Genomic DNA, 26871 nt, shown 5'->3' on the forward strand with positions numbered 1-26871 from the left:
ATTGGTCAGTACACATCCGAAAAAGACCGGAGGTCCGCGATGGCCGCGGTGGATCTGACCACCCACCCGGGGCACCTGGCCCGGCGCCTCCAGCAGGCGCACTACCTGCTGTGGAACACGATGGTCTCCGAGGAGATCACCTCACCTCAGTTCGCCGTCCTGAACGCGCTCGTCGCCGAGCCCGGCCTCGACCAGCGCACCGTGGGCGAGCGCGTCGGCCTCGACCGCTCGACCATCGCCGAGGTCATCAGCCGCCTCAGCCGCCGCGGACTGATCGACAAGGTGCGCGACCCGCAGGACGGCCGCCGCTCCCTGCTGCGCCTCACCGACGACGGGACGCGCGTCCACCGCAAACTGACCGTGCGCACGGCCCGGATGAATCAGATCTTCCTCGCGCCGCTGTCCGCCGACGAGCAGGCCGTCTTCTTCGACCTGATCCAGCGCGTCTCGGACGCGGCGGAAGGGCTTCGCAATCCGACGGAGCCGCTGGCGAAGGCCTGACGACGGTGTCCCGGTGCGAGCCGGGGCTCTCACCGCTGGGCGAAGAGGACCCACACCTGCCCGGGCGCGAACGTCATGCGCTTGCCGCCGCCCGCCATCGTGAACTGTGTGCCGTCGGCCGCCGAGCGCCGCTCCCACCGGACGTCGTACGCCCGCCCGTCCCGCAGTACCGTCGCCTTGCCCGAACCCACGGTGTCGGAGAACGGTGACGTGTTCCCCGACCGGTCGTGGAACCGCGAGCTGCGGACATCGACGTACTGGACGACGACGGTCGAGGCGTTCAGCATCCCGCCGTCCGTGGTACGTGCCCGGGTGCCGTCCATCGATACCTGCCAACTACGGCTCTGGGCCGACCAGCTGAAGGTGAAGCGCGCCGCCGGGAAGCGCACGGTGAGGGTGTTCTTCGCCTGCCCGCCCGCCGGGCGCGCCCCGAACGTGACCCCGGCCGCCGCCAGCGCGCCCGCCTGCGGCGTCACGCCCAGCTTGCCGGGTCGGAGGTAGAGGTTGTGCGGCGCAGGCTTGTCGCTGCCGCGGAAGTAGGCGGCCGCCGGGGCCTTGCCGGGCGGGAGCGCGTTGAGCGGGGCCTCGGCGATCAGCGGCAGCAGTTTCGACTGGGCGCCGGAGAACGCGAGCGTGGGGCGGTCGAACTGCCGCAGCAGTTCGATATCGGTCTCGCGGGCGCTGCGCACCGGGCCGACCACGGGCGGCAGCCGGGTCGCGTACACGGCCATCAGTCGGCTCAGACCGCTCTCGACCTGCTCCGCGTAGATGATGTCGGCCCGGCCGATGCCGGTCTGCGGGCGGGCTGGACCCACGTTGTCGATCTTCACGGCGAGAACGGGGCCACGGCTTCCCCCTCCGGTGGGGCTCGCGGAGTGGCCGTCCGGCGGGTGTCCGTCGCCGACCGTGCACCCGGCGGCCGTAGCGGCCAGGACCGCCGCGACGATCGCGGCCCGCCGCACGCGCGTCACCCGCATCCGTCGTATTCGCACCTGTGGGTGATACCCGCCCAGGGGCGGATCGATCAGTTCCGGTCGAACATGTTCGAAATACTTGGCGGAGCTCGCGCGAGCCGACGCTCGTACCGGCTAGCGCAGGACATCCGCCAAGTCGTACCGCACCGGCTCGTCCAGCTGCGCGTACGTGCAGCTCTCGGGCGTCCGGTCCGGGCGCCAACGGCGGAAGCGGGCCGTGTGGCGAAAGCGCGCGCCGTTCTCCATGTGCTCGTACGCCACCTCGGCGACGAGCGGCGGTTCGAGGGGCACCCATGACAGGTCCTTCTTGCCGGTCCAGCGGCTCGTCGCCCCGGGCAGGCGGGCCTTCTCGTGCGCCGACTCCTCGGTCCACGCGGCCCACGGATGGTCCTGCGCCGACTCGAGGCGCAGCGGCTCCAGCTCCGCGATCAGCTCCGTACGCCGTTTCATCGTGAACGCCGCGCACACGCCCACGTGCTGGAGAACGCCCTCGGCGTCGTACAGGCCGAGCAGCAGGGAGCCGACGACCGGGCCGCTCTTGTGGAAGCGGTAGCCGGCCACGACACAGTCCGCGGTCCGCTCATGCTTGATCTTGAACATCAGGCGTTCGTTCTCGCGGTAGCGCAGGTCGAACGGCTTGGCGATCACCCCGTCGAGGCCCGCGCCCTCGTACTGCTCGAACCACGTCTGCGCCAGCTCGGCGTCGGTCGTCGACGGGGCCAGGTGGACGGGCGGCGTCGCGCCGGACAGCGCCTCGGCCAGGCGGGACCGGCGGTCCACCAGGGGCGTGTCCATCAGCGACTCGTCGCCGAGGGCCAGTACGTCGAACGCCACGAACGACGCCGGGGTGCGCTCCGCCAGCGTCTTCACCCGGGACGCGGCCGGGTGGATGCGTTCGGTGAGCGCGTCGAAGTCGAGCCGGCCGTCCCTGGCGATCACGATCTCGCCGTCGAGGACACAGCGCTCGGGCAGCCGGTCGAGGAGGGCGGCGACCAGCTCGGGGAAGTAGCGGGTCAGGGGCTTGCCCGTGCGGCTGCCGATCTCCAGGTCCGCGCCGTCCCGGAACACGATCGCGCGGAAGCCGTCCCATTTCGCCTCGTAACTCATCCCCGGCGGGATCTTCGCGACGGACTTGGCGAGCATCGGCTTCACGGGCGGCATCACCGGCAGATCCATGACCATGAGCCGATTCTGTCGCGATACGCCCCCGCCCGCCCGGTATGCGCAAGTCGGCCGATGCGCCTAGCGTGACCCGCATGGGCAAGTCGAACGGCGCGGCGGTGGAGCTGGAGGCGGGGGAGCGGACGGTACGCCTGTCCAGCCCGGACCGGGTCATGTTCCCCGAGCCCGGCTACACCAAGCTCGACCTCGCCCGCTACTTCCTCTCCGTCGGCCCCGGCATCGTGCGCGCCCTGCGCGACCGCCCCACCACCCTCCAGCGCTACCCCGAGGGCCTGGCCGGCGAGTCCTTCTACCAGAAGCGCGCCGCCAAGAATCTGCCCGACTGGATCCCCACCGGCACCATCACCTTCCCCAGCGGGCGCCACGCGGACGAGATGTGCCCCACCGAGATCGCCGCCGTCATCTGGGCGGCCCAGTACGGCACCCTCACCTTCCACCCCTGGCCCGTCCGGCGCGCGCACCCCGACCACCCCGACGAGCTGCGCATCGACCTCGACCCGCAGCCCGGCACCGACTACACCGACGCCGTCCGCGCCGCCCACGAGCTGCGCTCCGTCCTCCATGACTTCGGCGGCCTGCGCGGCTGGCCCAAGACGTCCGGCGGCCGCGGCATGCACGTCTTCGTGCCGATCGCCCCGCGATGGACGTTCGTCGAGGTGCGCCGCGCGGCCATCGCCTGCGGCCGCGAGCTGGAGCGCCGTATGCCGGACCGCGTCACGACGGCCTGGTGGAAGGAAGAGCGCGGCGAGCGCATCTTCGTCGACTTCAACCAGACCGCACGCGACCGCACCATCGCCTCCGCCTACTCGGTACGGCCACGGCCGAACGCCCCCGTCTCCGCGCCGCTGCGCTGGGACGAGGTCGACGACGCGCGCCCGGCCGACTTCGACATCGGCTCCATGCCGGCCCGCTACGCCGAACTCGGCGACGTCCACGAGGACATGGACGAGCACGCCTTCCGGCTCGACGCGCTCCTCGAACTCGCCGACCGGGACGAACGGGACCGCGGCCTCGGCGACATGCCGTACCCGCCCGAGTATCCGAAGATGCCGGGCGAGCCCAAGCGGGTACAGCCGAGCCGGGCCAGACACGAGGACTGACCCGGCTCGACTCGCTCAACTCACCTACGGATACTGCCTGTTACAGCTCCTTGACGCGGATGTCCCGGTACGAGATGACGTCCGTCGTGCTGTGCACCTGGAGCCCGACATAGCCGGAGGAGAACCGCCGGCCGTCCGTGCCCGGGTCGTCCCCGCGCGGGGGCTCGAAGACCTGGCCGCCGGTGTTGTCGAACTCGTTGATCAGGACGCCGTTGCGCAGGATCGAGAAGTGCTGGCCGACCACACGGATCTCGTAGTCGTTCCAGGTGCCCTTCTGCGTGACGCCCGCGCCGGCGAGACCCACGCGGTCGAAGCCGTAGATCGAACCGGTCTTGTACATGTCGCCGTCAGGACGGTCGAGGACCTGCACCTCGTGCCCGTACTTGATGGCGACCCACTCCGGCCGCGACTCCTCCGGGTGGTCGTGGACCCACGGGAAGCGCACGAAGACACCGCCGTTGGCGTTGCCCGTGCCCGGCGCGTCGTCCCGCCACTGGAGCTTCAGCGAGAAGTCGCCGTACTTGCGCTGCGGGAACCACAGCATGCCCATGCCCTCGACGGTGGTGCTCGACGTGATCGAGCCGTCCGCGTTCAGGCCGAACTTGCCGCCGCCGACCTGCTCCCACTTGTCGAGCGAGCCCTGCGTGCCGTCGAAGATCTTGCGGTAGCCCTCGGTCTGGCCGGGCTTGCCGATCCCCGACTGCTTGGCGGCGCGGTTGATCTTGTTGTACTCGCGCTGGTCGATCACGCCTTCCTTGAGGAGCTTGTCGGTGACGGTCCTGACGTGCTTGAGGAAGAGGGCCTGCGAGGTCCACTCCCGCTCGTCCTCGATCAACTCGTTGATCCGGCACCGGTTGTTGGTGACCCGGTTCGGGATGCCCGTGTCGACCGTGCCGACGATCACCGTCAACCGCTCGTCGAACTCGGCGCAGTTGGGCGCCGGGACCCCGCCGCCCGTGGTGACCGTGAAGGCCTCCGATTTCGCCGCCGACGTGTTGCCGGCCTTGTCGCTCGCCCGGTACGCGACCGTGTGCGCGCCCGCCCGGTCCACCACGACCGGCGCGGTGTAGGCGAGGTAGGGGCCCGCGTCGAGCGAGTACTCGATCTTCTCGACGCCCGAGTCGGCGTCCGTCGCGGAGACCGTCACCTTGGCGCTCTTGAGGTACGCGCCGTCGGAGTTCTTGTCGCCGTCGACCTTCGCGGACACCTCGGGCGGCGTCTTGTCCTGCACGGGCGGCGCGACCACGGTGAAGTCGACCGACTTCTCCGCCGCCACGTTCCCCGCCTTGTCCGCGGCCCGGTAGCGCACGGTGTGTGCGCCCACTTCGTGCACCATCACAGGGGAGGTGTACGGCTGCCAGGCGCCGTCCGAACCCACCGCGTACTCGATGGAGTTGACGCCGGATCCGGTGTCGGAGGCCGTCACCGTGACCGTCGCCATCGAGAGGTACTCGCCCTTGTCGTTCTTCTCGCCGCTCACCGTCGCCGAGGTCTCCGGAGGCGTCTTGTCGTCCGTCGGCGGCGCGACCACGGTGAAGTCGACCGACTTCTCCGCCGCCACGTTCCCCGCCTTGTCGGACGCCCGGTAGCGGATCTTGTGCGTACCGACCTGGTCGACGACCACCGCGGTCGTGTACGGCTGCCAGGCGCCGTCGGCGCCCACCGCGTACTCGACCTTGTCGACCCCGGAGCCCGCGTCCGTCGCCGTCACACCGACCGACGCCGAACCGACGTACTCCCCTTGGGCGTTCTTCTGCCCCTCGACCTTCGCCGAGGTCTCCGGCGCGGCCGTGTCCTCGCCGCCGCCCTCGGTCACGACGAGGATGCCCTGCATGCCCTCGTGGCCGGGGATCGTGCAGTGGTAGCGGTAACGGCCCGGGGTCAGGGTGACCTCGACCGAGTGCTTGCCGCCCTCACTGTCGTTCGGGTTGGCCAGGATGTTCACCGACACGTCGTTGTTGTACTCGGGGTCCGACGTGTCGAACGTCAGCGTGTGCGGCATGCCCATGGTGTTGCCGGTCGCCGCGCTGTTCTCGAAGACGATCGTCGTCGCGCCCGCCACCGCCGTGGTCGGCGCCGAGGCGTACTTGGTGATGTCGTCGCTGCCGGTCCAGTTCAGGACCTGCTGGGCCGCGGCGACCGGGGCGTCCTGCCCGAACGCGACGGGGGAGCCGAGTCCGAGCATCAGCAGCACGGCGGCGAACAGCGCCGTCCACAGTCTTCGCCGGTTCTTGGTGCGGATCCTCATCACTGCGCCTTCCTGGCCAGGTCGCCGGCCGCAGGGGTCGCCTCGCCGCCCGTGTAAGTCACCTTCCACAGAGCCGACTTGGCATCCGAGGTGAAGAAGCCGCGGCCGTAGTCGAGGACGTAGAGCGCGCCGTCGGGGCCGAACTTCCAGTCCATGAGGTTCTTGATGCCGTCGTTGCCGACCGGCACGATCTTCTTGAGGTTCTCGGCGTGCACCGGGATGCCGCCGTCACCGGCCGTCTTCGGGTCGGTGATCACCGCGTGCCGCGGCTGCGTGGCGTCGTAGAAGTCGCCGACGAACCACTTGCCGTCCCAGTAGCTCGGCCACTTGTCCGCGTTCGGGATCGACGCGTCGTAGCGGTAGACGGGCCCGTCCATCGCGGCCTGCCCGCCGCCCTTCAGCCACGGCAGGAGGTACTTGGCCTCCTCCTTCTTGTACGAGGGGATGCCGTTGGCGTCGCGCGGGTAGTCCGGCCCGCCACCCTGTGGCGAGTACCAGATGTTGTTGCCGGTCACCGGCGGCAGGTTGACCAGGCCGTTGTTGTTCGGCGACTCGTTCTTCGGGTGGTCGCAGTCGTACCAGCCGAGCGGCTTCGTCGGGTCCGGAAGATTGCGGTCACGGTAGGGCTGCTTGTTGCCCATGCAGTACGGCCAGCCACGGTTGGACGCCTTGGTGATCACGGCGAACGTGTCGTACTTCGCCGGGCCCCAGGTCGTCGACGGCTCACCGGCGTCCGGGCCGACCCAGCCCGCGTACAGCGTGTCGGTCTTCTTGTCGACGGAGATGCGCGCCGGGTTGCGGACACCCATCACATAGATCTCGCCGCGTGTCTTGCCGCCGCCCTCCGCGGTCTCCTTGCCCGTGAAGAGGTTGCCCTCCGGCAGCGTGTACGTACCGTCGGCCTCCGGGTGGATGCGCAGGATCTTGCCGTTGAGGTTGTTCGTGTTGCCGGCGGTGCGGCGCGCGTCCGCGAAGGAGACGCCCTTGTAGTTCGGCTGCGGGTTGTTGCCCGAGTAGCCGTCGCTGAAGCCGGAGGAGTTGTTGTCACCGGTCGCGATGTACAGGTTGCCCTTGGAGTCCCAGGCCATCCCGCCGCCCGCGTGGCAGCAACTGTGGACCTGCACCGGCCACTTGAGCAGCACCTTCTCGCTGCTCAGGTCCAGCTTGTTGGTGTTCAGGTCGAGTGTGAAGCGGGAGACCTGCCGCTCGGCCATCTGCTTGTCGCGGTCGAGCCCCGAGTGCGGCGTGTAGTGCAGATACACCCAGCCGTTCTGCTCGAACTTCGGGTCGAGCTCGATGCCGAGCAGCCCCTCCTCGACCTTGGTGAGTTCGTCGCCGCCGCCCTTGTTGCCGAAGACGGTGAGCGCCCCGGCCTGGGTGACCTTCTTGGTCTTCGGGTCGTAGACGTGGATCTCGCCCTTGCCCTTGCCGATGTCGGGGTTGTTCCAGTCGGTGATCACCGGCTGCGAGGAGTCGGCGCCGCCGCGGCCGATGTACAGGACGCGTCCGTCGGGCGCGGTGACCAGGCCGTGCGGCTCGCCGATCTGGTCGTTCTGGCCCGCCTGGTTGGGCTGGGTGAGTCGCTCAGCCTTGTAGTTGGAGTCGATCGCGGCCTTGCAGTCGGCGCGCACGATGCGGCTCGTCCACAGCAGGGCGCCGCGCAGATGCGACTGGAAGTCCACCTCGTCGTAGCTGGAGGCCGTGCCGCCCATGCCCGTATAGAAGGAGCGGCCGCCGTCGTAGTCACGGCACCAGGACACCGGGTGGTCCGCGCCGTTGGCGCTCGCGCCCGGCTGGTAGGTCGACTCGCGGACCCGGGCCACGGTGTGCACCGAGCCGGACGGGTTCTTCACCCAGTTCAGCCACTGGTCGGGCCGCTTCCACTGCACGGGAAGGTCCTTGGTGGCCGGATGCTGGCGGTCACCGACCTCGACGGTGGCCCGCTGGACGTTCGCCGGGCTGGAGTCGGCCGGACGCGCGCCGATCAGACCGGTGAACCAGTCCGAGTACGGCTCGGCGCGGGCCGCGTCGTGGATGCCGACGAACCCGCCGCCGGCCTCCATGAACGACTCGAGCCCCGCCTCCTGGTCCGGGTCGAGCACGTCGCCGCCGCCGGTCAGGAAGACGACCGAGTTGTAGCGGCCCAGCTTCGTGGCGTCGGTGAACACGGACGCGTCGTCCGTCGCCGTGATCTTGAAGCGCTGGGCGGCGGGGCCGCTCTGGCCGATCTTCTCGATGGCCGCGATTCCCGCGTTCACCACCGGTGACTCGTCGCCGCCCGCGGCGGAGCCGTAGTACACCAGGACGCGCACATTCGAGCCGCCGGGAGGCGACGGCAGGGACATCGTTGTCACGGATGGTTCGGGACCCGGACGCGCGCTGGCGGCGGGCCCGGTAAGGAGTCCGGCGGCGACCGCCCCGGACGCCAGGACCGCGGCGACTGCACGGCGTCGTCTGCGTCTGTCTCTGTCCAACCCTCTTACGCCCAAGGGTTTTTGATGCGGCGTGGACCGCATGAGTTCACCCACCCCTCGTCGGTCACAGGTACGGCGCGGACGAAGCTAGACCTCTTTTCGCGGCTCGCCAATAGGTATGGCCGCAATGGCACGAACTTTGTCCTGAGTGTGGATAAACGAAGATCACCCGGTTACCGTCTCTCTGGTCGTCACGGCAGGCACTGGTGGCACGTCCGCAAATCCCGTACGAGGGTGGGGAGTTCGGCATGGACAGGCGCAGCTTCAACCGGCGGGTGCTGATGGGCGGGGCCGCCGTCGCGACGACCGCGACATCGTTGTCGCTCATCGCGGCGACGGACGCGGCCCCCGCAGACGGCCCGGTGCGCACGGCTCCGGCCGGCGGTGAGGTCAAGCGCATCAAGATGTACGCGGAGAAGCTCGCGGACGGGCAGATGGGCTACGGGTTCGAGAAGGGCAAGGCGTCCGTACCCGGCCCTCTGATCGAGCTCAACGAGGGCGACACCCTGCACATCGAGTTCGAGAACACGATGGACGTGGCGGCCAGCCTGCACGTCCACGGCCTCGACTACGAGGTCTCCAGCGACGGCACCAAGCTCAACAAGAGCGACGTCGAGCCCGGCGGCAAGCGCACCTACACCTGGCGGACGCACGTCCCCGGCCGGCGCAAGGACGGCACATGGCGCGCGGGCAGCGCGGGGTACTGGCACTATCACGACCACGTCGTCGGCACGGAACACGGCACCGGTGGCATCCGCAAGGGCCTGTACGGGCCGGTCATCGTCCGGCGCAAGGGCGACGTCCTCCCGGACACCACGTTCACGATCGTCTTCAACGACATGACCATCAACAACAAGCCGGCGCACGAAGGCCCCAACTTCGAAGCCACGGTGGGTGATCGCGTCGAGATCGTCATGATCACGCACGGCGAGTACTACCACACCTTCCACATGCACGGTCATCGCTGGGCGGACAACCGCACGGGCATGCTGACCGGCCCGGACGACCCGAGCCAGGTCGTCGACAACAAGATCGTCGGCCCCGCGGACTCGTTCGGCTTCCAGATCATCGCGGGCGAGGGCGTCGGGGCGGGCGCCTGGATGTACCACTGCCACGTCCAGAGCCACTCCGACATGGGGATGGTGGGGCTCTTCCTGGTGAAGAAGGAGGACGGCACCATCCCGGGCTACGAGCCGCACCACCCGGCGGGGCACACCGGCTAGGGGGCTTTCGCAGGGGTACGTCACGGGTGTAAACCTCCGGGGAGGAAGCGGATCATCACCTGGTCCTCAACCACCCACCCCGGGAGTCGAGTTGAGCAAGGACAGCGAGTACGACTACGTCATCGTCGGGGCGGGGTCGGCCGGCTGTGTGCTGGCCGCGCGGCTGTCGGAGGATCCGGCCGTGCGTGTCGCGCTCGTCGAGTCGGGCCCGCGCGACCGCAAACCCGAGATCCGCATCCCGGCGGCGTTCCCGAAGCTGTTCAGGACGCCGTACGACTGGGACTACTCGACGTCCAAGCAGTCCGCGCTCGACGGCCGCGAGCTGTACTGGCCGCGCGGCCACACACTCGGCGGCTCCTCCTCGATGAACGCCATGATGTGGGTGCGCGGCCACCGGGACGACTACGACGCGTGGGGCGAGGCGGCCGGCGAGGAGTGGTCGTACGAGCAGTTCGCGCGCTACTTCCAGCGCGCCGAACGCTGGGCGGGCACCCGGCGCGCCGACTCGCCGCACGGCACCCTGGGCCCGCTCTGGATCTCCCCGCCGCGCGACCCGAACGTGACGACGTCGGCGTTCCTCGACGCCTGCCGCGCCGCCGGTCTGCGCGAGCTGACGGAGCTGAACCACGAGGACCACGGCGGCTTCGCGCTCACCCCGCTCAACCAGCGCCGCGGCCGCCGGTGGAGCGCGGCCGACGGCTATCTGAAACCGGCCGCGCGCAGGCCCAACCTGCACATCCACACCGACGCCCGGGTCACGCGCCTCGACTTCGACGGCACCCGCGTGGCCGGCGTCGTCGCCGAGGGGGTCCCCGGCATCCTGCGCGCCCGCCGCGAGGTGATCCTCAGCGCGGGCGCCATCGGTTCACCGCAGCTGCTCCAGCAGGCGGGCGTCGGTGACCCCGGGCAGCTCGCCGAGGCGGGGATCGACGTCCGCGTCGCGTCCCCCGACGTGGGCCGTCACCTCCAGGACCATCTCTCCTTCGCCGTCACGATGCGCTGCCCCCGGCCCGTCACCCTCACCGGCGCGGACTCCCTCACCAATGTGGGCCGCTTCCTCCTCGCCGGGCGCGGACCGCTCACGTCGAACGTCGGCGAGGCGGTCGCCTTCATCAGGACACGCCCCGAACTGACCTCCCCTGACATCGAGTTGATCTACGCTCCCGTGCCGTTCGTCAACCACGGGCTCACCCCGCCCGTCGAGCACGGCATCACGATCGGCGTCGTCCTGCTCCAGCCCGCGAGCGAGGGCCGCATCACCCCGGGCGGGGCGGACCCCTCGGCGCGGCCGCTGATCGACCCCGGCTATCTCGCCCGCGAAGAGGACCTGCGCACGCTGATGGCCGGAGTGCGCCGCGCCGAGGAACTCCTCGCGGCCGAGCCGCTCGCCCCGTACACCGACGGGCCCCTCGCTCCGTACCCGGGGGCCGTCGGCGACGAGGAGCTGGCGCAGGTGATCCGCTCGGGTGCCGAGACGCTCTACCACCCGGTCGGTACCTGCCGCATGGGCGCCGACGAGGGCTCGGTGACCGACCCGCGCCTGCGGGTCAGGGGTGTTGAGGCCCTGCGCGTCGTCGACGCCTCGGTGATGCCGTGCATCACCCGCGGTCACACCCACGCCCCGACCGTCGCCCTCGCGGAGAAGGCCGCGGAGCTCATCCGCGAGGACGCCGGGGCGTGAGCCGTCCGGGACCTACGATCCGACGCTGACCGTGAAGCGCCGCGGGTTGCCGTCGTGCGCCGCGCCGGACACGTCCGGCTGCCCGTCGGGGCGCACGTCGTCGTACGGGAAGGCGTACCCGATGGGAGAGTTGGCGTGCACGACCCGTGACCAGTGGTTGGTGACGTCGCCCTGGTAGTAGTCGGCCGTCGTGGTGCCGTTCGGCTGCTCGGGGTGGGTCAGCATGATGCTCCGGTTGAATCCGGCGGCGAGACGGGCGAGGAGGCCCTTCTTGTCGTCGGGGTCGCCGGGGTTGTTGGTGAACGGGCCGTGGTTGCAGGTGAAGATGTCCTTCGAGGCGGGCTTGGGGAAGCTGTGCCCGCCGTTGAAGGTGAGGGTGTCGCCGCTGACCCGGCCCGTGAACACGCTCCGGCCGCCCTGGAGATCGATCTTCAGGTCCGTCGTGCGGTACTTCTCCCAGACCTGGTCGACATAGCTGTCCCAGACGTCCCGGAACGGCATCTCGTCGGGGCGGTCGAAGTACGGGGCCATGAGGTTCTGCGGTGAGATGACGCGCAGGACCTTGCCGTCGCCTCCGCGGATGACGAGCTTGTCCCAGGGCTGCCCGTCCTTGGCGGTCTGGGCCGCGAGATCCGCGGCGATCCTGTCCACCGCGCCGTCCGGCAGCGGCGCGACGGTGTGCGTGGCATCGCCCTCCAGGGTCAGGCCGATGGGCAGGGCCGTCACCAGGTCGACGTAGCTGATGTTCGCGTACAACTGGTCGGAGTTGAAGGTGAATTCACAGAACGACCAGGTCTTCGCGTAGTTCGCGTCGGTGGAGGTCGCGAAGGCCGGCTCGACGAGCGCGGGGCCCGGGTTGAGGAAGAAGTCGAGCGTGTTGTCGCGTACGAAGTAGACGCGGGCGCCGTACATCTGAGGGAGCGTCAGAACCTTCGGTGCCGAACCCGCCGCGCCCAGCGGGATGGCGCAGTCGACGGGCAGCGGGGTCTGCGGGGCTGACGGTGAGTCGGGGTGGTAGACCCCGCCGTCGGGCTTGAGCAGCACCCAGCGGTCGGTGCCCTGCTCGTGGCCCGTGACATAGGCACGCACGGTGCCGGGCAACGACTTGTTCTGCAGGGCGAGTTCGCAGGTGGCGGGTGCTGCGTCGGCGTCCGGGCTGAGAGCGCTGCCCCAGGCCGGGTAGGTGAGTGCGGTGGCGGCCGTGGCGGCGCCGGTCAGGAACAGTCTGCGCGATATCACGGAGGACTCCTGAGATGTGGGGGAGCCCCACTGTTGCGAGTGCGGCGCGACGGGTCAAGACTTGTGACGGGGAGCGCTCCCATTTCTGTGGACCGTTCAACTCTTGGCGATGGCTTGGTGATGCCGGGCGTTGGCTGCGCGGTGGCACGGTCGAGGCTGGTCGGCGGCTCATCGGCGACTGGGCGCCGGTCCGGAGCGGCGGCGGCGCGTGGTGACGGCGCGTGGAACGGCGATTGTCAGTGCGCGGTGCCAGACTCGCTGAGGCAGACAACGGGACCCCCAAGGGGGGCACCCTCAACGAGGAGGGCACCATGCTCACCACCCGTTTCGTCGACGGCTCGCCGAACTGGCTGGATCTCGGAACCCCGGATCTCGACGCCGCCGTTTCCTTCTACACCGGGCTCTTCGACTGGCAGTTCCAGTCGGGCGGCCCCGAGGTCGGCGGTTACGGCCTGTTCCAGCTGGACGGCAAGACCGTAGCCGGCGGGATGACCGTCACGCCCGACCAGGCGCCGCCGTCCTGGACCGTCTATTTCCAGACGCAGGACGCGGATGCGACCGTGAAGGCCGCGGAGCAGGCCGGCGGATCCGCGCCCTTCCAGCCCATGGACGTGACGGACCTGGGCCGCATGGCGATCATCGCCGATCCCGCTGGGGCGACGTTCGGCCTCTGGCAGCCCGGTCAGAACAAGGGCCTGGGTCTCGCCACGCAGGACGGCTCGCTGAACTGGATCGAGCTGTACACCCCGGATGTCGAGGTGGCGAAGGACTTCTACGGCTCGGTGCTCGGCTGGGGCACGTTCGACGTGCCGTTCCCCGGCGGCACCTACGTGACGGTGAACCCGGCGGGCACGGGCGAGGACGACATGTTCGGCGGCATGGTCACACTGGGCGACGACCCGGCGGAGTCCGACATCGGGGCGCACTGGTCGCCGTACTTCCATGTGCCGGACGTCGACGCGATCGCCGCCCGGGCGCAGGAGCTCGGCGGTAAGGTGCGCTTCGCGCCCACGAACCTGCCGGGCGTCGGCCGCATCACCAAGCTCACCGACCCGCAGGGCGCCCGCTTCGCGGTGATCAAGGGAGATCCGAACCAGACCTGAGCCGGGTCCGGGCACGTCCCGGAGGGGCCGGGGCGGGCTCAGGACGAATCCGCCCGGCGCGCCGCGTTGATCAGTCGTTGATCGTCTGTTTTTCGCCACGCGGCACGATCAGTGGCATGTACTCGAACCACACGCTGCGCCCCGTCACGAGCGCTCCCGGGGCCCCCACCTCCGCGCGGCAGGCCATGAACCCGGGGGGCGCGGCAGCGTCCGTCCCCGCCTGGCAGGACGAGGCGCTGTGTGCCCAGACGGGCGCCGACTTCTTCTTTCCCGAGCCCGGCAGCTCGGTACGCGAGGCGAAGAGCATCTGTGGCCGGTGCGAGATGCGCTCCGCCTGCCTGGAGTACGCGCTCGCCAACGACGAGCGCTTCGGCGTCTGGGGAGGCCTCTCCGAGAAGGAGCGCCACCAGCTGCGCCGCGGCTGAACCAGCCGCGGCGCTCGGTGTGCGGGGCCTACTGCGGGGTTCAGCCCGCGGCGCGGGCCGCCATGCGGGCCTTGCGGGCGGCGAGCTTCTCGTCGAACTTGGAGGCCTCGCTGTCCAGGCCGCCCATGTACAGACCGAGCTCCTCCTGGGCCTTGAGACCCTCCGGGCCGAGTCCGTCGATGTCCAGGACCTTGAGGTAGCGCAGCACGGGCTGGATCACGTCGTCGTGGTGGATGCGCATGTTGTAGATCTCGCCGATGGCCATCTGGGCGGCGGCGCGCTCGAAGCCGGGCATGCCGTGTCCGGGCATGCGGAAGTTGACGACGACGTCGCGCACGGCCTGCATCGTGAGGTCGGGGGCGAGCTCGAAGGCCGCGCCGAGCAGGTTCCGGTAGAAGACCATGTGCAGGTTCTCGTCGGTGGCGATGCGCGCCAGCATGCGGTCGCAGACCGGGTCGCCCGACTGGTGGCCGGTGTTGCGGTGCGAGACGCGGGTCGCGAGCTCCTGGAAGGCGACGTAAGCGACCGAGTGCAGCATCGAGTGCCGGTTGTCGGACTCGAAGCCCTCGGCCATGTGCGCCATGCGGAACTGCTCGAGCTGGTCCGGGTCGACGGCGCGCGACGCCAGCAGGTAGTCACGCATCACGATGCCGTGGCGTCCCTCCTCGGCGGTCCAGCGGTGCACCCAGGTGCCCCAGGCGCCGTCGCGGCCGAAGAGGGAGGCGATCTCGTGGTGGTAGCTGGGGAGGTTGTCCTCGGTCAGCAGGTTGACGACGAGCGCGATCCGGCCGATCTCGGTGACCTTGGACTGGTCCTTCGCCCAGGCCTCGCCGTCCTCGAAGAAGCCGGGGAAGTTGCGGGCGTCGGCCCACGGCACGTACTCGTGCGGCATCCAGTCCTTGGCCACCTTGAGGTGCCGGTTCAGTTCCTTCTCGACCACTTCCTCCAGCGCGTACAGCAGCTGGGCGTCCGTCCAGGTGGAGGACGAGCTGCCGAGGTGGGGAGAGGTGATGGTCACGAGGGCTCCAGGGGGGACGGGAGTAGTGCGAGGGGACGACTCGCAGGCACGAGCGGTTGTACCTACGGTGTCGTAGGTTACGTTGCCGTAGGTTAAACCCTCTGTAAAGAGCCCCCCGGAACCGGCCCCTCCGGTCTCAGTGGCCTCTGAGGCTTCATTGCGCCTCAGGAATGCAGCTCGCGGAGCCTGACTGAGAGGCACGTCACACAGCCCTCGAGCTTTTCGAACTCGCCGATGTCCACCAGAACCGGCTCCAGGCCGAGATCCGCGTACAGCTCCGCCGTCCTCGGCGCGCTCGCCGCCATCAGGAGCTTCCCGCCGCCCAGGAGCACCACATGCGCGCCGGCCTCTTCCGGGACGGGCAGGAAGCGCGGGAAGAGGGACGGCACGTCCACCATCGGCTCGTGCCCGACGACCGTGCCGTCGGGCAGGGCCGTCACCGCCGACTTCAGATGCAGCACCTTGCTGACCGGTACGGCGACGACCCGCGCCCCGAGCGGCTCGAACACGGCCCGCAGCTGCCGCACGCCGTCCGCGTTCGTGCGCCCGCCACGGCCCACGTAGATCGTGTCGCCGACCTTGAGGACGTCGCCGCCGTCGAGGGTGCCGGGTTCCCGCACCCGGTTCACGGAGCAGCCGAGCCGGGCCACGGCCTCCTCGATCCCGGCCGTCTCCGCACGCCGGGACGCCGCGCCGGGACGGGTGATCAGCGCGACGTTGCGGTACATGACGACCGCGTCCTCGACGAAGACCGCGTCGGGGCACTCGTCGGCGGCCCCGACCTCGACCGTCTCCCAGCCGTGCTCCCCGAGCGCCGCGACGTAGGCCTCCCACTGCGTGAGCGCCAGCTCCGGATCGACGGGCGTGCGCTCGACGTGTGTGACGAGCCCGTCCGCGAGGCGGGGTCCGGGGCGGCGGATCAAGGCCTTCTGGCTGGGCACGGGCGGCTCTCCTCGGGACTGGACGGCTCGTGGGCGGGTTCATGGTCCCGCGCGCACATCATGCACAGCCCGGCGCCGGTGACGGAATCCCCGGCCCGCGCCCCGTTTCGGCCCGCCCGCCCAACGCGGCAGCTACCCGCCGTATCCGGCCTCCCCCTTCGTGACGTCCCGCAGCCGCCCACCCTCCATGAGCAGCGTCCGCGTGACCCCGATGGCCTTCAGGAACGGCAGGTCGTGGCTGGCCACGAGCAGCGCGCCCTCGTAGGACTCCAGGGCCGTGGTCAGCTGCCGGACGCTCGCCAGGTCGAGGTTGTTCGTCGGCTCGTCGAGCATCAGCAGCTGGGGCGCCGGCTCGGCGAGCATCAGCGCCGCGAGGGTCGCCCTGAACCGCTCGCCGCCCGAGAGGGTCGCCGCCGGCTGATCGGCCCGTGCCCCCTTGAACAAGAAGTGGGCGAGCCGCGCCCTGACGCGGTTGTTCGTCACTCCGGGAGCGAACCGCGCCACGTTCTCGGCGACGGTCATGCCCTCGTCGAGCACGTCGAGCCGCTGCGGCAGGAACCGCAGCGGAACATGCGCGACCACCTCACCCGCGACGGGTTCGAGGTCCCCGGCGATCGTGCGCAGGAGCGTGGTCTTGCCCGAACCGTTGCGCCCCACGAGCGCGATCCGCTCAGGGCCGCGCACCTCGAACTCGCCTTCCACACGCGCCCCGTAGGCCATCCCCAGCCGGCACAGAGTGAACACGGAACGGCCGGGCGGCACCGCCGTGTGCGGCAGATCGACGCGGATCTCGTCGTCGTCGCGCACGGCCTCCACCGCCTCGTCGAGCCGCTCCTTCGCCTCGGCGAGCCGGCCCTCGTGCAGTTGGCGGTGCTTGCCCGCCGAGACCTGGGCCTGCCGCTTGCGCTGGGCCATGATCGCCTTCGGCTCGCGCTTGGTGTCCCACATCTTCTGTCCGTAGCGCTTGCGCCGGGCCAACTTGACCTGTGCGTCCGCCAGTTCGCGTTTCTGCTTCTTCAGATCGGCATCGGCGACCCGCAGCATGCGCTCCGCCGCCTCCTGCTCGGTCGCGAGCGCCTCCTCGTACGCCGAGAGGTTCCCGCCGAAGCGAACGAGGCCGCCCGCGCGCAGATCGGCGATCTGGTCGACCCGTTCGAGGAGTTCGCGGTCGTGGCTGACCACGACCATGACGCCCGGCCACGCATCGACGGCCGCGTACAGGCGCCTGCGGGCGGCCAGATCCAGGTTGTTCGTCGGCTCGTCGAGCAGCAGGACGTCGGGGTGGCGCAGGAGCAGCGCGGCGAGGCGGATCAGTACGGACTCGCCTCCCGAGAGCTCGCCGACGGTGCGGTCGAGACCGATGCGGCCGAGACCGAGCCCGTCGAGGGTCGCGACGGCGCGCTCCTCGACGTCCCAGTCGTCGCCGACCGCGGCGAAGTGCTCGTCGCGTACGTCGCCCGCCTCGATGGCGTGCAGCGCGGCGCGGGCACCGGCGATGCCGAGGGCCTCGTCGACGCGCAGCGAGGTTTCGAGGGTGGCGTTCTGCGGCAGACAGCCGATCTCGCCCGCCACCTTCACGGCGCCGTCCGTCGGGGCGAGCTCTCCGGAGATCAGCTTCAACAGCGTTGATTTACCTGCGCCGTTGAGGCCGATGAGCCCGGTCCTGCCGGGGCCGAACGCGGCCTGAAGACCGTCGAAGACCCGAGTGCCGTCGGGCCAGGCGTAGGTGAGGGAGGTGCAGGTGATGGAGGTGGGGGAGGTAGACATACGGCCTCGCGGTCGCTCGGTGGGAACGGTGGGCAGCGCATGGGGACACCACGGACGACCACGGCCGGAGGCAACGAGAGCGCACAGGGCGCGAAGGACAGTCCTGTGCCGGATTCAGGCGGGAGGACGGCTCGGTCATCCGAGGTCGCACACGCAAGACACGTGGCGCACCGGTGAGGTGCGGCCGCGTGACGCGGTGTCCGAGAACCTCAGAAGAGCAACGTCCTACTCCGATCGACGACAACAGGATCAACGGGAACGCTGTTCACCGTACGAAGGTGGCTGTCGGCCGTCAACGAATTATCGTGAGCCCTCACGCCCTCGCCCCTACCCCGCAGGAGGAGACCCCCGTGGCCCACGGCTCGCTCTCGCTGCCCGCCCGGCTCCTGCTGCTGGGTTTCGACACGGAGAAGGGCAGGGTCTCCGGCGCCCCCGACATCGAGCTCGCGGTCCGCGCCGCCGCCCTCGTCGAACTGGCCCGGCGCCGCATCATCAGCGACGTGGACGGGATCGTCACCCCGGTCTTCGACGCGCGCACCGGTGACCCCGTCCTCGACGAACTGATGGAGCTCGCCGAGGAGTCGAGGCCGCGCACCTGGCGCGCCTGGATCGGCTACCGCGCCCGCGCCACCCTCGACACCGTGCGCCGCCAACTCGCCTCCGAGGGCTATCTGTCGGCCGAGCGCAAGCGCGTCTTCGGGCTCTTCCCCGTGACCCGGTACGGCCTGGAGCGCGCCGGATACGTCGAGGTGCTGCGGGCCGAGGTGCTCGGAGCGCTGGAGGGCGGCGAGCCGGTCGGCCGGGTGGACGAGGACGACGCGGTACTCGCGGTGCTCGCCGCCACGGGCAAGCTCCGCAGGCTGATCCCGGGCAAGGCCAGGCGCACGCACAAGGACCGCCTCGACCACCTCGCCGCGCGCGCCGGCGACATCTCCCCCGAACTGCGGCAGAGCCTGGGCGACATCCGCGCCGCGCTCGCCGCGGCCGTCAAGGCGGCGGAGGCGTCGCGGGCCTCGGCGGGCGGGGGCGGCGGGGGCTGAACAGGGGGTGCGCAGGGTTGAGCGTGGGTCACACGTACGTGTCGGATTCCTGCCAGCTGTACGCGGGAGCCAGGTGGTTGGCTGTACGGCATGACGAACCGAACGCACCTCAATGACCAGGCCTTGGACTTCCGTTCGCGGCATGTCGCCGGCCGCCCGCTCGTTCTGCCCAACGCCTGGGACGTCGCGAGTGCCCGCATCGTCGCGGACGCCGGAGCCACCGCCGTCGCCACCACCAGCGCCGGACTGTCCTGGGACCTCGGTGCGGCGGACGGGGACCGGCTCGGCAGGGACGAGGCGCTCGACGCCGTCGCGCGGATCGCCGCCGCCGTGGACGTGCCGGTGACGGCGGACATCGAGAGCGGCTACGCCGACGCGGCCCAGGACGTCGCCGTCACCGTGCGCGCCGTGCTCGACGCCGGAGCGGTCGGCGTCAACATCGAGGACGCCTGGCACGGCGGGAGCGCGCCGCTGCGGCCCGTCGAGGCACAGGCGGAGCGGATCGCGGTGGCCCGTGTCGCGGCGGACGCGGAGGGCGTGGCGCTGTTCGTGAACGCGCGTATCGACACGTATCTGATGGGCGCGGGGGAGCCGGAGGAGCGGCTCGCGGCGACGCTGGAGCGGGCCGTGGCCTACCTCGCGGCGGGTGCTGACGGGATCTTCGTGCCCGGGGCCGTCGACCCGGTGACCGTGAAGGCGCTCGTCGCCGGTGTCGAGGGGCCGCTCAACGTGATGGCCTGGCCCGGGGCGCCGTCCGTGGACGAGTTCGCCGCGCTCGGGGTCGCCCGGATCAGCGTCGGCGCGGGCATCGCGCAGGCCGCGCACGCCCTCGTCCGCAGGGCGGCCCGGGAGCTGCTCACCGAGGGAACGTACGGGAGTCTGGCCGGCGGGCTCGAATACGGAGAGCTCAACGCCCTGCTCGGTGACGGGAGTTGAGCCCGGTGGAGGGGACTCTCGTCAGTACGCGTCCCGCATCAGCTCCGCCAGATCGCCGTCCAGGTCCACGTGCAGATGCTCGTCGCCCACCGGCACCATCGCCGCCGTGCTGCTGAGGAAGCGGCGCAGCTCGCCGGTCCGGATGTGCACGATCGCGGTGCCCTCGTGGGCGTGGAACTCCAGGACCGTGCGGTCGTAGCCGTACGGCCGTACCCGGACGTCGCCCGCACCGGCCGGCTCGCGCACCCCGGCCGCGAGCAGCTCGCGGGCGAACGTCCAGCTGACGTCGACGCCCTCGAGCGTGGCCGGCGCGGGGAACGACATGCGCACGGCGAAAGGGTCCCGTATGTCGTAGCGCAACGTCGCGGGAATGGTCGACATCCGCGGCGCGGCGGCGACGAGACGGGCCTCTACGGCTTGCTCGATGACGGTGGACAACGCCTGCTCCCTTGTGACGGCTGAACGGACGGCGGTTCGGGCAACAGCTCGGACGGCGAGTCGGACGGCATGTCGGACGACGGGTGGGTCGGCGGGTAGGACTCCCCGCCACTTGAAGAGACGGCGGAACGCGGGAATCCGTGCACCGGACGGCCGAGGAAAGGTGAGTGACCTCTGTCACCGGTCTCCGCTCGCTGCTCCCTGCGGCGCGGGCCATCTGGACGGGGCCGGGGGAGTGGGCTAGCTTCCCCCGCCATGAGGGCCATGGGGAAGTCGCGACGCAGGGTGTCCATGGGGCTGGCCGGGGCGGCACTCGCCCTCGCGTTCGCTCCGGCGGGTCCGGCGCAGGCCGCCGGTGCGCAGGCCGACGGAGGGCACGCGCAGGCGAAGCCGCACTGGGCATTGAAGGGATCCGGTACCGACGCGCGGTTCCGGGGACTTGCCGCGGTGAACCGGGACGCCGCCTGGGTGGCCGGGTCCAAGGGCACTGTCCTTCGCACCTCGGACGGCGGCGCCCACTGGCGGAACGTGTCGCCGCCGGGCGCGGGCGAGCTGGAGTTCCGCGACATCGAGGCCTTCGACGGCCGGCGCGCGGTCGTCCTCGCGATCGGTGAGGGCGACGCCTCGCGGGTCTTCCGCACGGACGACGGCGGGGCCACCTGGACCGAGTCCTTCCGCAACCCCGACCCGAAGGCGTTCTACGACTGCCTGACGTTCTTCGACACGCGCCACGGCCTCGCGATGAGCGACCCCGTCGACGGCAAGTACCGGATCCTGTCCACGCGCGACGGAGGACGCTCCTGGGACGTCCTGCCCGGCGACGGCATGCCGGCGGCACAGGAGGGCGAGGCCGGCTTCGCGGCGAGCGGCCAGTGCCTGGTCAGCTCGGGGTCGCGCGATGTGTGGCTGGCCACGGGCGGCGGCGCACGCGCACGTGTGCTGCACTCGTCGGACCGTGGCCTGACGTGGCGGGCGACCGACGCCCCGGTCCCGGCGGGCGACCCGGCGCGCGGCGTCTTCGGCCTCGCCTTCCGCGACCGTACGCACGGGATCGCGGTCGGCGGCGACTACCGCGCTGACCAGGCGTCTCCCCGGGCCTCGGCCACGACGCGCGACGGCGGCCGCACCTGGACGCAGTCCGCCGAGCCCGTCCCCGCCTACCGCTCGGGCGTCACCTGGCTCCCGCACAGCCGGACGAGCGCCCTCGCGGTCGGCCCGACGGGGACCGACCTCACCCTCGACGCGGGCCGCACCTGGCGCACCGTCGACACGGGCTCGTACGACACGGCGGACTGCACGCACGACGGCGCGTGCTGGGCCTCGGGCGAGAAGGGACGCATCGCCCGGCTCGAACGTTGACCTGCGGCGGGGCCGTCTAGCCGGCCAACTGCTGCCGGAATCGTTCCAGTTCGGGTGCCGTCTTCGTCGCGATGAACTCCGTGACGCGGTACGCGCACACGTCGCCGGTGACGAAGGGGTCGGCCGCCGTGATCTTCTCGATCTGCGTGCGGTCGTCCGCGACGGCGAGGATGATCCCGCCGTCGCGCGGGTTCTTGCGGCCGGAAGCGATGAAGACGCCGGCTTCGTACTGCTCGTCGAGCCAGGCGACGTGCGCTTCGAGCAGCGGGTCGACGCGCTCGACCGGGGCCGTGTAGGTCAGTTCGAGTACAAACATGATCGCCAGGCTACCCGTGGCCCGCCGGCGCCCCGGCCCTATGGTGGTCGCCATCATGAGCCACCAACAGATCCTCGCCGACTGGCCCACCGACGAGCGCGCCGCGCGCGCGGTCCAGGACGAACTGCGCGCCCGCGTCGTCCTCGACGAGCCGGGGCCCCCGCCCGGCACCGGACTCGTGACCGGCGTCGACGTGGCCTACGACGACGAGCGCGACCTCGTCGTGGCGGCGGCCGTCGTGCTCGACGCGGCGACCCTCGACGTCGTCGAGGAGTCCACGGCCGTCGGCCGGATCTCCTTCCCGTACGTGCCGGGCCTGCTGGCCTTCCGCGAGATCCCGACCGTGGTCGCCGCCCTGGAGGGCCTCGACTCCGGCCCCGGTCTTGTCGTCTGCGACGGGTACGGCCTCGCCCACCCGCGCCGCTTCGGCCTCGCCAGCCACCTCGGCGTCCTGACGGGGCTGCCCACGATCGGCGTCGCGAAGAACCCGTTCACCTTCACGCACGAGGAGCCGGCGGCGCCGCGCGGCAGCACGGCGCCCCTGCTGGACGGCGACGAGGAGGTCGGCCGGGCACTGCGCACCCGCGACGGCGTCAAGCCCGTCTACGTCTCGGTCGGCCACCGCACGAGCCTCGACACCGCATGCGCCCACACCCTGAGCCTCACGCCGAACTACCGCCAGCCCGAGACGACCCGCAGAGCGGACGCGCTGTGCAGGCGAGCGCTGGCGGATGCCCAGGAGGGGGCCACGCGCGCGTAGTCGCCAGCCCGGCCGGCCTCCCCGTGTCGCGTGGGCACCGCCGCGCGCGTAGCCGCCTACCGCGTAGCCGCCACCCGGAACCTGATCCCCGCGTCCTGCAGGCGCGCCGTCAGGGCGTCGCCCATCGCGACGGCCGTCGTGACCTGGCCCGAGGTCTCGGGCAGGTCGTCGAGCGCCAGGCACATCGCGGACTCGCCGAGCATCTTCGCCGTCTCGTCGTAGCCGGGGTCCCCGCCCGAGACCTCCGTGTACACGCGGCGGCCGCCGCCCTCGCCGACGAAGCGCACCGAGAACCAGCTGGCCGCGCGCCGCGCCTCGTCCGGGCCGTCACCCGGCTTGAGCCGATCAGACAACCACCTGCGCGCGGGCGGCAGTTGGGCGGCGGTGAACAGCGCACCCGTAGCCGCGACGCCGCCGAACGCGACGGGCAGGTGCCGCACCGCCGCGTAGTGCCGATAGCGGAAGTCGGGACCGTAGCGCTCCAGGACCCGCGCGGACCGCTGCACGATCTGCGGGTCGATCGTCGGGAGCGGCAGCGCCCAGGCGTCGACCTCCTTGGCGTAGCGGGGCGCGCCCGTCGGCGCGTACGCCCTGCGGCCCACGAGGCGCGGTTGGTGCCGCCGCCTGTCCTGCTGCGCGGCCAGCATCTGCCGACCCCGCGAGAACTGCGTCAGCGCGGACGCGAACGTGCCGCCCGAGAACGTCGCGTTCGACCGCACGAACCCGTCGATGCGCAGCGGCACGTCCTCGGGGAGCTGACCCACCGTGAAGAGCACGCCCAGGTCGTGCGGGATCGAGTCGAAGCCGCACGCGTGGACGAGGCGGGCCCCGGTCTCTCGCGCGCGGGCGTCGTGGCGGACGTAGGTGACGTCGACGAACTCGGGCTCGCCGCACAGGTCCGTGTAGTCGGTGCCCTCCTCGGCGCACGCCGCCACCAGGTCCTGGCCGTACGTGACGTACGGGCCGACGGTCGTGGCCACCACGCGCGTGCGTGCCGCGAGGGCGCGCAGGGACGCCGGGTCGGCGACGTCGGCGCGGACCAGCGGCAGCACGGCGCACGCGGGGTCGATCGCGGTGAGGCGCTCGCGCAGCCGCTCCAGCTTCCCCGTGTCGCGCCCCGCGACGGCCCACCGCAGCCCCTCGGGCGCGTGCGCCGCCAGATACTCGGCGGTGAGCGCACCGGCGAACCCGGTCGCCCCAAAGAGCACGATGTCGTACTCGCGGCCTGTCCTGTCGGCTCTGCCGGGCCTGTCCCGCATGTCCCGATCCTTGCCGTGCCCGCTGTCCTGCCTGGTCATGACACCCCTCAGCCCTGCGCCCCGCGCCGTTGTCGGTGGCCGAGGCTAGCGTGAGGGCTGAGCGGAGGTTCAAGGGCCCCGCCCGGAGCGGGAGGTCGTCGTGGCCGAGCCGAAGAGGCCGTCGCAGCGCGCGCTCAAGACATGGGCGCGCGTACGGGAGTTCGCACTCGGGATGCCGGGTGCGACGGAGGACTTCCCGTGGGGCGAGACGGTCGCGAAGGTGAACAAGAAGGTGTTCGTGTTCCTCGGCGTCGACGACGGCAGCTGTCCGATGGGGCTCACGGTCAAGCTCAGGGACGAGGAGGCCCATGCGCACGCGCTCACGACCCCGGGTGCCGAGCCCGCCGGATACGGCCTCGGCAGGGCGGGCTGGGTGCGGATCCCCCTGGACGTGAAGGGCGCCCCGGGCGCGGCGCTGCTCTGCGACTGGGTGGAGGAGAGCTATCGAACGGTGGCCACGAAGAAGCTCGTCGCCGAACTGGACGCGCGATGAGCGCCGCCCCGGCCGGACGTGACGGAATCCCGTTTCAGGCGAGTTACCCCGAATCCATACGTGCCTCCTGGCAACACCGCAGCAGTGCGTCGTAAATTACTAAGCGCTTGCTCGCCAGGGGTTGTGCTGAGTGGAACACGTTCTTAGCATCGCTGGTGTTACATCAGTTGTGTCACAGTGCTGGGGGCTCGATGGCAGTGGCAGGGATGACGGACAGCGGCCCGCTCGCCGGGGTGCGCGTGGTCGAACTGGCGGGCATCGGCCCGGGCCCGTTCGCCGCGATGCTCCTCGCCGACCTGGGCGCCGATGTCGTGCGCGTGGACCGCCCCGGAGGCGCCGGGCTCGCGATCAACCCCGAGTACGACATCACGAACCGCAACAAACGCTCCGTGATCATCGACCTCAAGGCGGACGACGGCCCCGCGCGCGTCCTCGACCTCGTCGCCAAGGCGGACGTCCTCATCGAGGGCTACCGTCCAGGCGTCGCCGAGCGCCTCGGCGTCGGCCCCGACGCCTGCCACGCCCGCAACCCGCGCCTCGTCTACGGACGCATGACCGGCTGGGGCCAGGACGGCCCCCTCGCCCAGCGCGCCGGGCACGACATCGCGTACATCGCCCTCACCGGCACCCTCGGGATGATCGGCAAGCCGGACGAGCCGCCGACCGTCCCCGCGAACCTCGTCGGGGACTACGCGGGCGGTTCGCTCTACCTCGTCGTCGGCATCCTCGCCGCCCTCCACCACGCGCGCGACACCGGCGCGGGCCAGGTCGTGGACGCCGCGATCGTCGACGGCGCCTCGCACCTCGCCGCGATGATCCACGGCATGCTCGCGGCCGGCGGCTGGCAGGACCGGCGCGGCAGCAACCTCCTCGACGGCGGCTGCCCGTTCTACGGGACGTACGAGACCTCCGACGGCCAGTACATGGCGGTCGGCGCCCTTGAGCAGCAGTTCTACGACGAGTTCAGCGCGCTCCTCGGCATCGGGGACACGGCCCCCGCCCGCAAGGACCTCGCCCGCTGGGGCGAGCTGCGCGACGCCGTCGCCGCCCGCTTCAAGACCCGTACCCGCGAGGAGTGGACCGCCGTCTTCGAGGGGTCCGACGCGTGCGTGGCGCCGGTCCTGTCCCTGCGCGAGGCGCCCGGCCACCCCCACCTGGCGGCGCGCGGCACCTTCACCGACCACGGCGGCATCACCCAGCCCGCCCCCGCACCCCGCTTCTCCGCGACCCCCACCGCCGTCCGCAGCGGCCCCGCGCAGCCGGGCGCCGACACCGCCGGGGTGGCCCGTGACTGGGACGTACCGAGCCTGACGAAGGAAGAGAACTGATGGAGCTGTCCGCACCCCTCGCCTACGCAGCCGACCCCCGGCAGGCGGCCGACGACGCCGCCGCGCTCGAGTCGGCGGGCCTCGACGCCGTCTGGGTCGCGGAGGCCTACGGCTTCGACTCGCCCACGATCATGGGCTATCTCGCCGCCCGCACCGAGCGCATGAAGATCGGCGCCGCGATCCTCAACGTCTACTCGCGCACCCCCGCCCTCATCGCCCAGACCGCCGCCGGACTCGACGCCGTCTCCGGCGGCCGCGCCATCATCGGCCTGGGCGCGTCGGGCCCGCAGGTCGTCGAGGGCTGGCACGGCAAGGCGTACGACAAGCCGCTCGGCCGCACCCGCGAGACCATCGAGCTGACCCGCCGCATCCTGCGCCGCGAGGTCATCGACCACCACGGCATCACGGACATGCCGCTGCCCCCGGAGAAGGGCGGCAGGCTCGGCAAGCCCCTGAAGATCCTCTCCAAGCCGGTACGCCCCGAAGTGCCTTTGTACGTCGCCTCGTTGGGCCCGGCGAACGTGCGGATGACCGCCGAGATCGCCGACGGCTGGCTGCCCACGCTCTTCATTCCGGAGAAGGCCCACCAGGTGTGGGGCACCCCGCTCGCCGAGGGCGCCGCCAAGCGCGCCCCCGAGCTCGGGCCGCTCCAGGTCGTCGCCGGCGGACTGCTCGCCATCGGCGAGGACGCGGCAGCCGCTCGCGACCTCGCCCGCCCCAACATCGCCCTCTACGTGGGCGGCATGGGAGCGGTCGGCAAGAACTTCTACAACGACCTCGCCGTGGCCTACGGCTACGAGAAGGAGGCCAAGCTCATCCAGGAGCTCTACCTCTCGGGGAAGAAGAAGGAGGCCGAGGCCGCCGTCCCGGACGAGTTCTGCGAGCTCATGAGCCTGTGCGGGCCAGAGAGCTACGTGCGCGAGCGTGTCGAGGCCTTCCGCGCCGCCGGCGTCACCATGCTGAACGTCATCCCGGTCGGCCCCGACCCCGCCCGGCTGGTCGAGACCGTCAAGAACTGGCTGTAGGG

Annotated in this window: 24 protein-coding genes; 13 read left to right on the forward strand and 11 right to left on the reverse strand. The window is 71.1% G+C overall.

Annotation, left to right across the window (positions count from 1 at the left end; genetic code table 11):
• Positions 1–39: 39 nt before the first annotated feature.
• Positions 40–501 (forward strand): MarR family winged helix-turn-helix transcriptional regulator, encoded by a 462-nt coding sequence (locus CG723_RS03475; protein ID WP_100591650.1) that lies wholly within the window; start codon positions 40–42, stop codon positions 499–501.
• Between the two features lie 29 nt (positions 502–530).
• On the opposite strand, the gene CG723_RS03480 is transcribed toward CG723_RS03475, so the two are convergent.
• Positions 531–1478 (reverse strand): DUF3048 domain-containing protein, encoded by a 948-nt coding sequence (locus CG723_RS03480; protein WP_100591651.1) that lies wholly within the window; start codon positions 1476–1478, stop codon positions 531–533.
• A gap of 111 nt (positions 1479–1589) precedes the next feature.
• Positions 1590–2651, reverse strand: a complete 1062-nt coding sequence (locus CG723_RS03485) for an ATP-dependent DNA ligase (RefSeq protein ID WP_100591821.1) — start codon at positions 2649–2651, stop codon at positions 1590–1592.
• 80 nt (positions 2652–2731) lie between these two features.
• Here CG723_RS03485 and ligD point away from each other — a divergent pair, with 80 nt between their 5' ends.
• On the forward strand, positions 2732–3757 hold the full coding sequence (gene ligD, locus CG723_RS03490) for a non-homologous end-joining DNA ligase (protein WP_100591652.1): 1026 nt from the start codon (positions 2732–2734) through the stop codon (positions 3755–3757).
• 40 nt (positions 3758–3797) lie between these two features.
• Here ligD and CG723_RS03495 read toward each other — a convergent pair whose 3' ends face one another.
• Together CG723_RS03495 and CG723_RS03500 are read right to left on the reverse strand one after the other, a co-directional pair.
• Positions 3798–6005 carry an OmpL47-type beta-barrel domain-containing protein gene (locus tag CG723_RS03495; RefSeq protein WP_100591653.1) on the reverse strand — a complete coding sequence of 736 codons (2208 nt, stop codon included), beginning with the start codon at positions 6003–6005 and terminating at the stop codon, positions 3798–3800.
• A complete protein-coding gene (locus CG723_RS03500; RefSeq protein ID WP_442802513.1) occupies positions 6005–8521 on the reverse strand; it encodes a ThuA domain-containing protein in 2517 nt (838 codons plus the stop codon). Before CG723_RS03500 ends, CG723_RS03495 begins: the two co-directional genes overlap by 1 nt.
• A gap of 206 nt (positions 8522–8727) precedes the next feature.
• Between CG723_RS03500 and CG723_RS03505 the strand changes: the two genes are divergently transcribed.
• Complete coding sequence (locus CG723_RS03505; RefSeq protein ID WP_100591654.1) at positions 8728–9702, forward strand: multicopper oxidase domain-containing protein; 975 nt, start codon at positions 8728–8730, stop codon at positions 9700–9702.
• 91 nt (positions 9703–9793) lie between these two features.
• Positions 9794–11383 carry a GMC family oxidoreductase gene (locus CG723_RS03510; protein ID WP_100591655.1) on the forward strand — a complete coding sequence of 530 codons (1590 nt, stop codon included), beginning with the start codon at positions 9794–9796 and terminating at the stop codon, positions 11381–11383.
• 12 nt (positions 11384–11395) lie between these two features.
• Here the strand turns inward: CG723_RS03510 and CG723_RS03515 are convergent, their stop codons facing one another.
• Positions 11396–12622 carry a glycoside hydrolase family 64 protein gene (locus CG723_RS03515; protein WP_100591656.1) on the reverse strand — a complete coding sequence of 409 codons (1227 nt, stop codon included), beginning with the start codon at positions 12620–12622 and terminating at the stop codon, positions 11396–11398.
• 311 nt (positions 12623–12933) lie between these two features.
• On the opposite strand from CG723_RS03515, the gene CG723_RS03520 reads away from it, so the two are divergent.
• Together CG723_RS03520 and CG723_RS03525 are read left to right on the forward strand one after the other, a co-directional pair.
• Positions 12934–13725 (forward strand): VOC family protein, encoded by a 792-nt coding sequence (locus CG723_RS03520; RefSeq protein ID WP_100591823.1) that lies wholly within the window; start codon positions 12934–12936, stop codon positions 13723–13725.
• Between the two features lie 185 nt (positions 13726–13910).
• Complete coding sequence (locus CG723_RS03525; RefSeq protein WP_100591824.1) at positions 13911–14150, forward strand: WhiB family transcriptional regulator; 240 nt, start codon at positions 13911–13913, stop codon at positions 14148–14150.
• A 40-nt stretch (positions 14151–14190) separates the two neighbouring features.
• Here CG723_RS03525 and CG723_RS03530 read toward each other — a convergent pair whose 3' ends face one another.
• The 3 genes from CG723_RS03530 to CG723_RS03540 all read right to left on the reverse strand — a co-directional run bounded on the left by CG723_RS03530 (position 14191) and on the right by CG723_RS03540 (position 17876).
• Complete coding sequence (locus CG723_RS03530) at positions 14191–15168, reverse strand: acyl-ACP desaturase (protein WP_100591657.1); 978 nt, start codon at positions 15166–15168, stop codon at positions 14191–14193.
• Between the two features lie 164 nt (positions 15169–15332).
• Complete coding sequence (gene ddaH / locus CG723_RS03535) at positions 15333–16109, reverse strand: dimethylargininase (RefSeq protein ID WP_100591658.1); 777 nt, start codon at positions 16107–16109, stop codon at positions 15333–15335.
• A 132-nt stretch (positions 16110–16241) separates the two neighbouring features.
• Positions 16242–17876: an ABC-F family ATP-binding cassette domain-containing protein gene (locus CG723_RS03540; RefSeq protein WP_100591659.1), complete on the reverse strand. Its 1635-nt coding sequence runs from the start codon at positions 17874–17876 to the stop codon at positions 16242–16244.
• Positions 17877–18181: 305 nt separating this feature from the next.
• Here CG723_RS03540 and CG723_RS03545 point away from each other — a divergent pair, with 305 nt between their 5' ends.
• Together CG723_RS03545 and CG723_RS03550 are read left to right on the forward strand one after the other, a co-directional pair.
• The gene (locus CG723_RS03545) at positions 18182–18916 is read left to right on the forward strand and encodes a GOLPH3/VPS74 family protein (protein ID WP_234374106.1); all 735 of its coding nucleotides are present in this window, start codon (positions 18182–18184) and stop codon (positions 18914–18916) included.
• Between the two features lie 90 nt (positions 18917–19006).
• A complete protein-coding gene (locus CG723_RS03550; protein WP_100591661.1) occupies positions 19007–19852 on the forward strand; it encodes an isocitrate lyase/PEP mutase family protein in 846 nt (281 codons plus the stop codon).
• A 21-nt stretch (positions 19853–19873) separates the two neighbouring features.
• Here the strand turns inward: CG723_RS03550 and CG723_RS03555 are convergent, their stop codons facing one another.
• Positions 19874–20290 (reverse strand): SsgA family sporulation/cell division regulator, encoded by a 417-nt coding sequence (locus CG723_RS03555; RefSeq protein WP_100591662.1) that lies wholly within the window; start codon positions 20288–20290, stop codon positions 19874–19876.
• Between the two features lie 255 nt (positions 20291–20545).
• Here CG723_RS03555 and CG723_RS03560 point away from each other — a divergent pair, with 255 nt between their 5' ends.
• Positions 20546–21649, forward strand: coding sequence for an oxidoreductase (locus tag CG723_RS03560; RefSeq protein WP_199841642.1), 1104 nt, complete (start codon positions 20546–20548; stop codon positions 21647–21649).
• A 16-nt stretch (positions 21650–21665) separates the two neighbouring features.
• On the opposite strand, the gene CG723_RS03565 is transcribed toward CG723_RS03560, so the two are convergent.
• Positions 21666–21965 (reverse strand): YciI family protein, encoded by a 300-nt coding sequence (locus tag CG723_RS03565; protein ID WP_100591826.1) that lies wholly within the window; start codon positions 21963–21965, stop codon positions 21666–21668.
• 55 nt (positions 21966–22020) lie between these two features.
• Here CG723_RS03565 and CG723_RS03570 point away from each other — a divergent pair, with 55 nt between their 5' ends.
• The gene (locus CG723_RS03570; protein WP_100591663.1) at positions 22021–22725 is read left to right on the forward strand and encodes an endonuclease V; all 705 of its coding nucleotides are present in this window, start codon (positions 22021–22023) and stop codon (positions 22723–22725) included.
• A 56-nt stretch (positions 22726–22781) separates the two neighbouring features.
• Here the strand turns inward: CG723_RS03570 and CG723_RS03575 are convergent, their stop codons facing one another.
• Positions 22782–23984 carry a saccharopine dehydrogenase family protein gene (locus CG723_RS03575; protein ID WP_100591827.1) on the reverse strand — a complete coding sequence of 401 codons (1203 nt, stop codon included), beginning with the start codon at positions 23982–23984 and terminating at the stop codon, positions 22782–22784.
• Positions 23985–24195: 211 nt separating this feature from the next.
• Between CG723_RS03575 and CG723_RS03580 the strand changes: the two genes are divergently transcribed.
• The 3 genes from CG723_RS03580 (at position 24196) to CG723_RS03590 (ending at position 26869) form a co-directional block, all read left to right on the forward strand.
• Positions 24196–24516, forward strand: coding sequence for an MmcQ/YjbR family DNA-binding protein (locus CG723_RS03580; protein ID WP_100591828.1), 321 nt, complete (start codon positions 24196–24198; stop codon positions 24514–24516).
• Between the two features lie 191 nt (positions 24517–24707).
• The gene (locus CG723_RS03585) at positions 24708–25844 is read left to right on the forward strand and encodes a CaiB/BaiF CoA transferase family protein (protein ID WP_100591664.1); all 1137 of its coding nucleotides are present in this window, start codon (positions 24708–24710) and stop codon (positions 25842–25844) included.
• A complete protein-coding gene (locus CG723_RS03590) occupies positions 25844–26869 on the forward strand; it encodes an LLM class F420-dependent oxidoreductase (protein ID WP_100591665.1) in 1026 nt (341 codons plus the stop codon). The genes CG723_RS03585 and CG723_RS03590 overlap by 1 nt, the downstream gene beginning before the upstream one ends.
• Positions 26870–26871: the final 2 nt, after the last annotated feature.

Source organism: Streptomyces sp. CB01635 (genome assembly GCF_002803065.1).
In the GTDB taxonomy this organism is placed as follows: domain Bacteria; phylum Actinomycetota; class Actinomycetes; order Streptomycetales; family Streptomycetaceae; genus Streptomyces.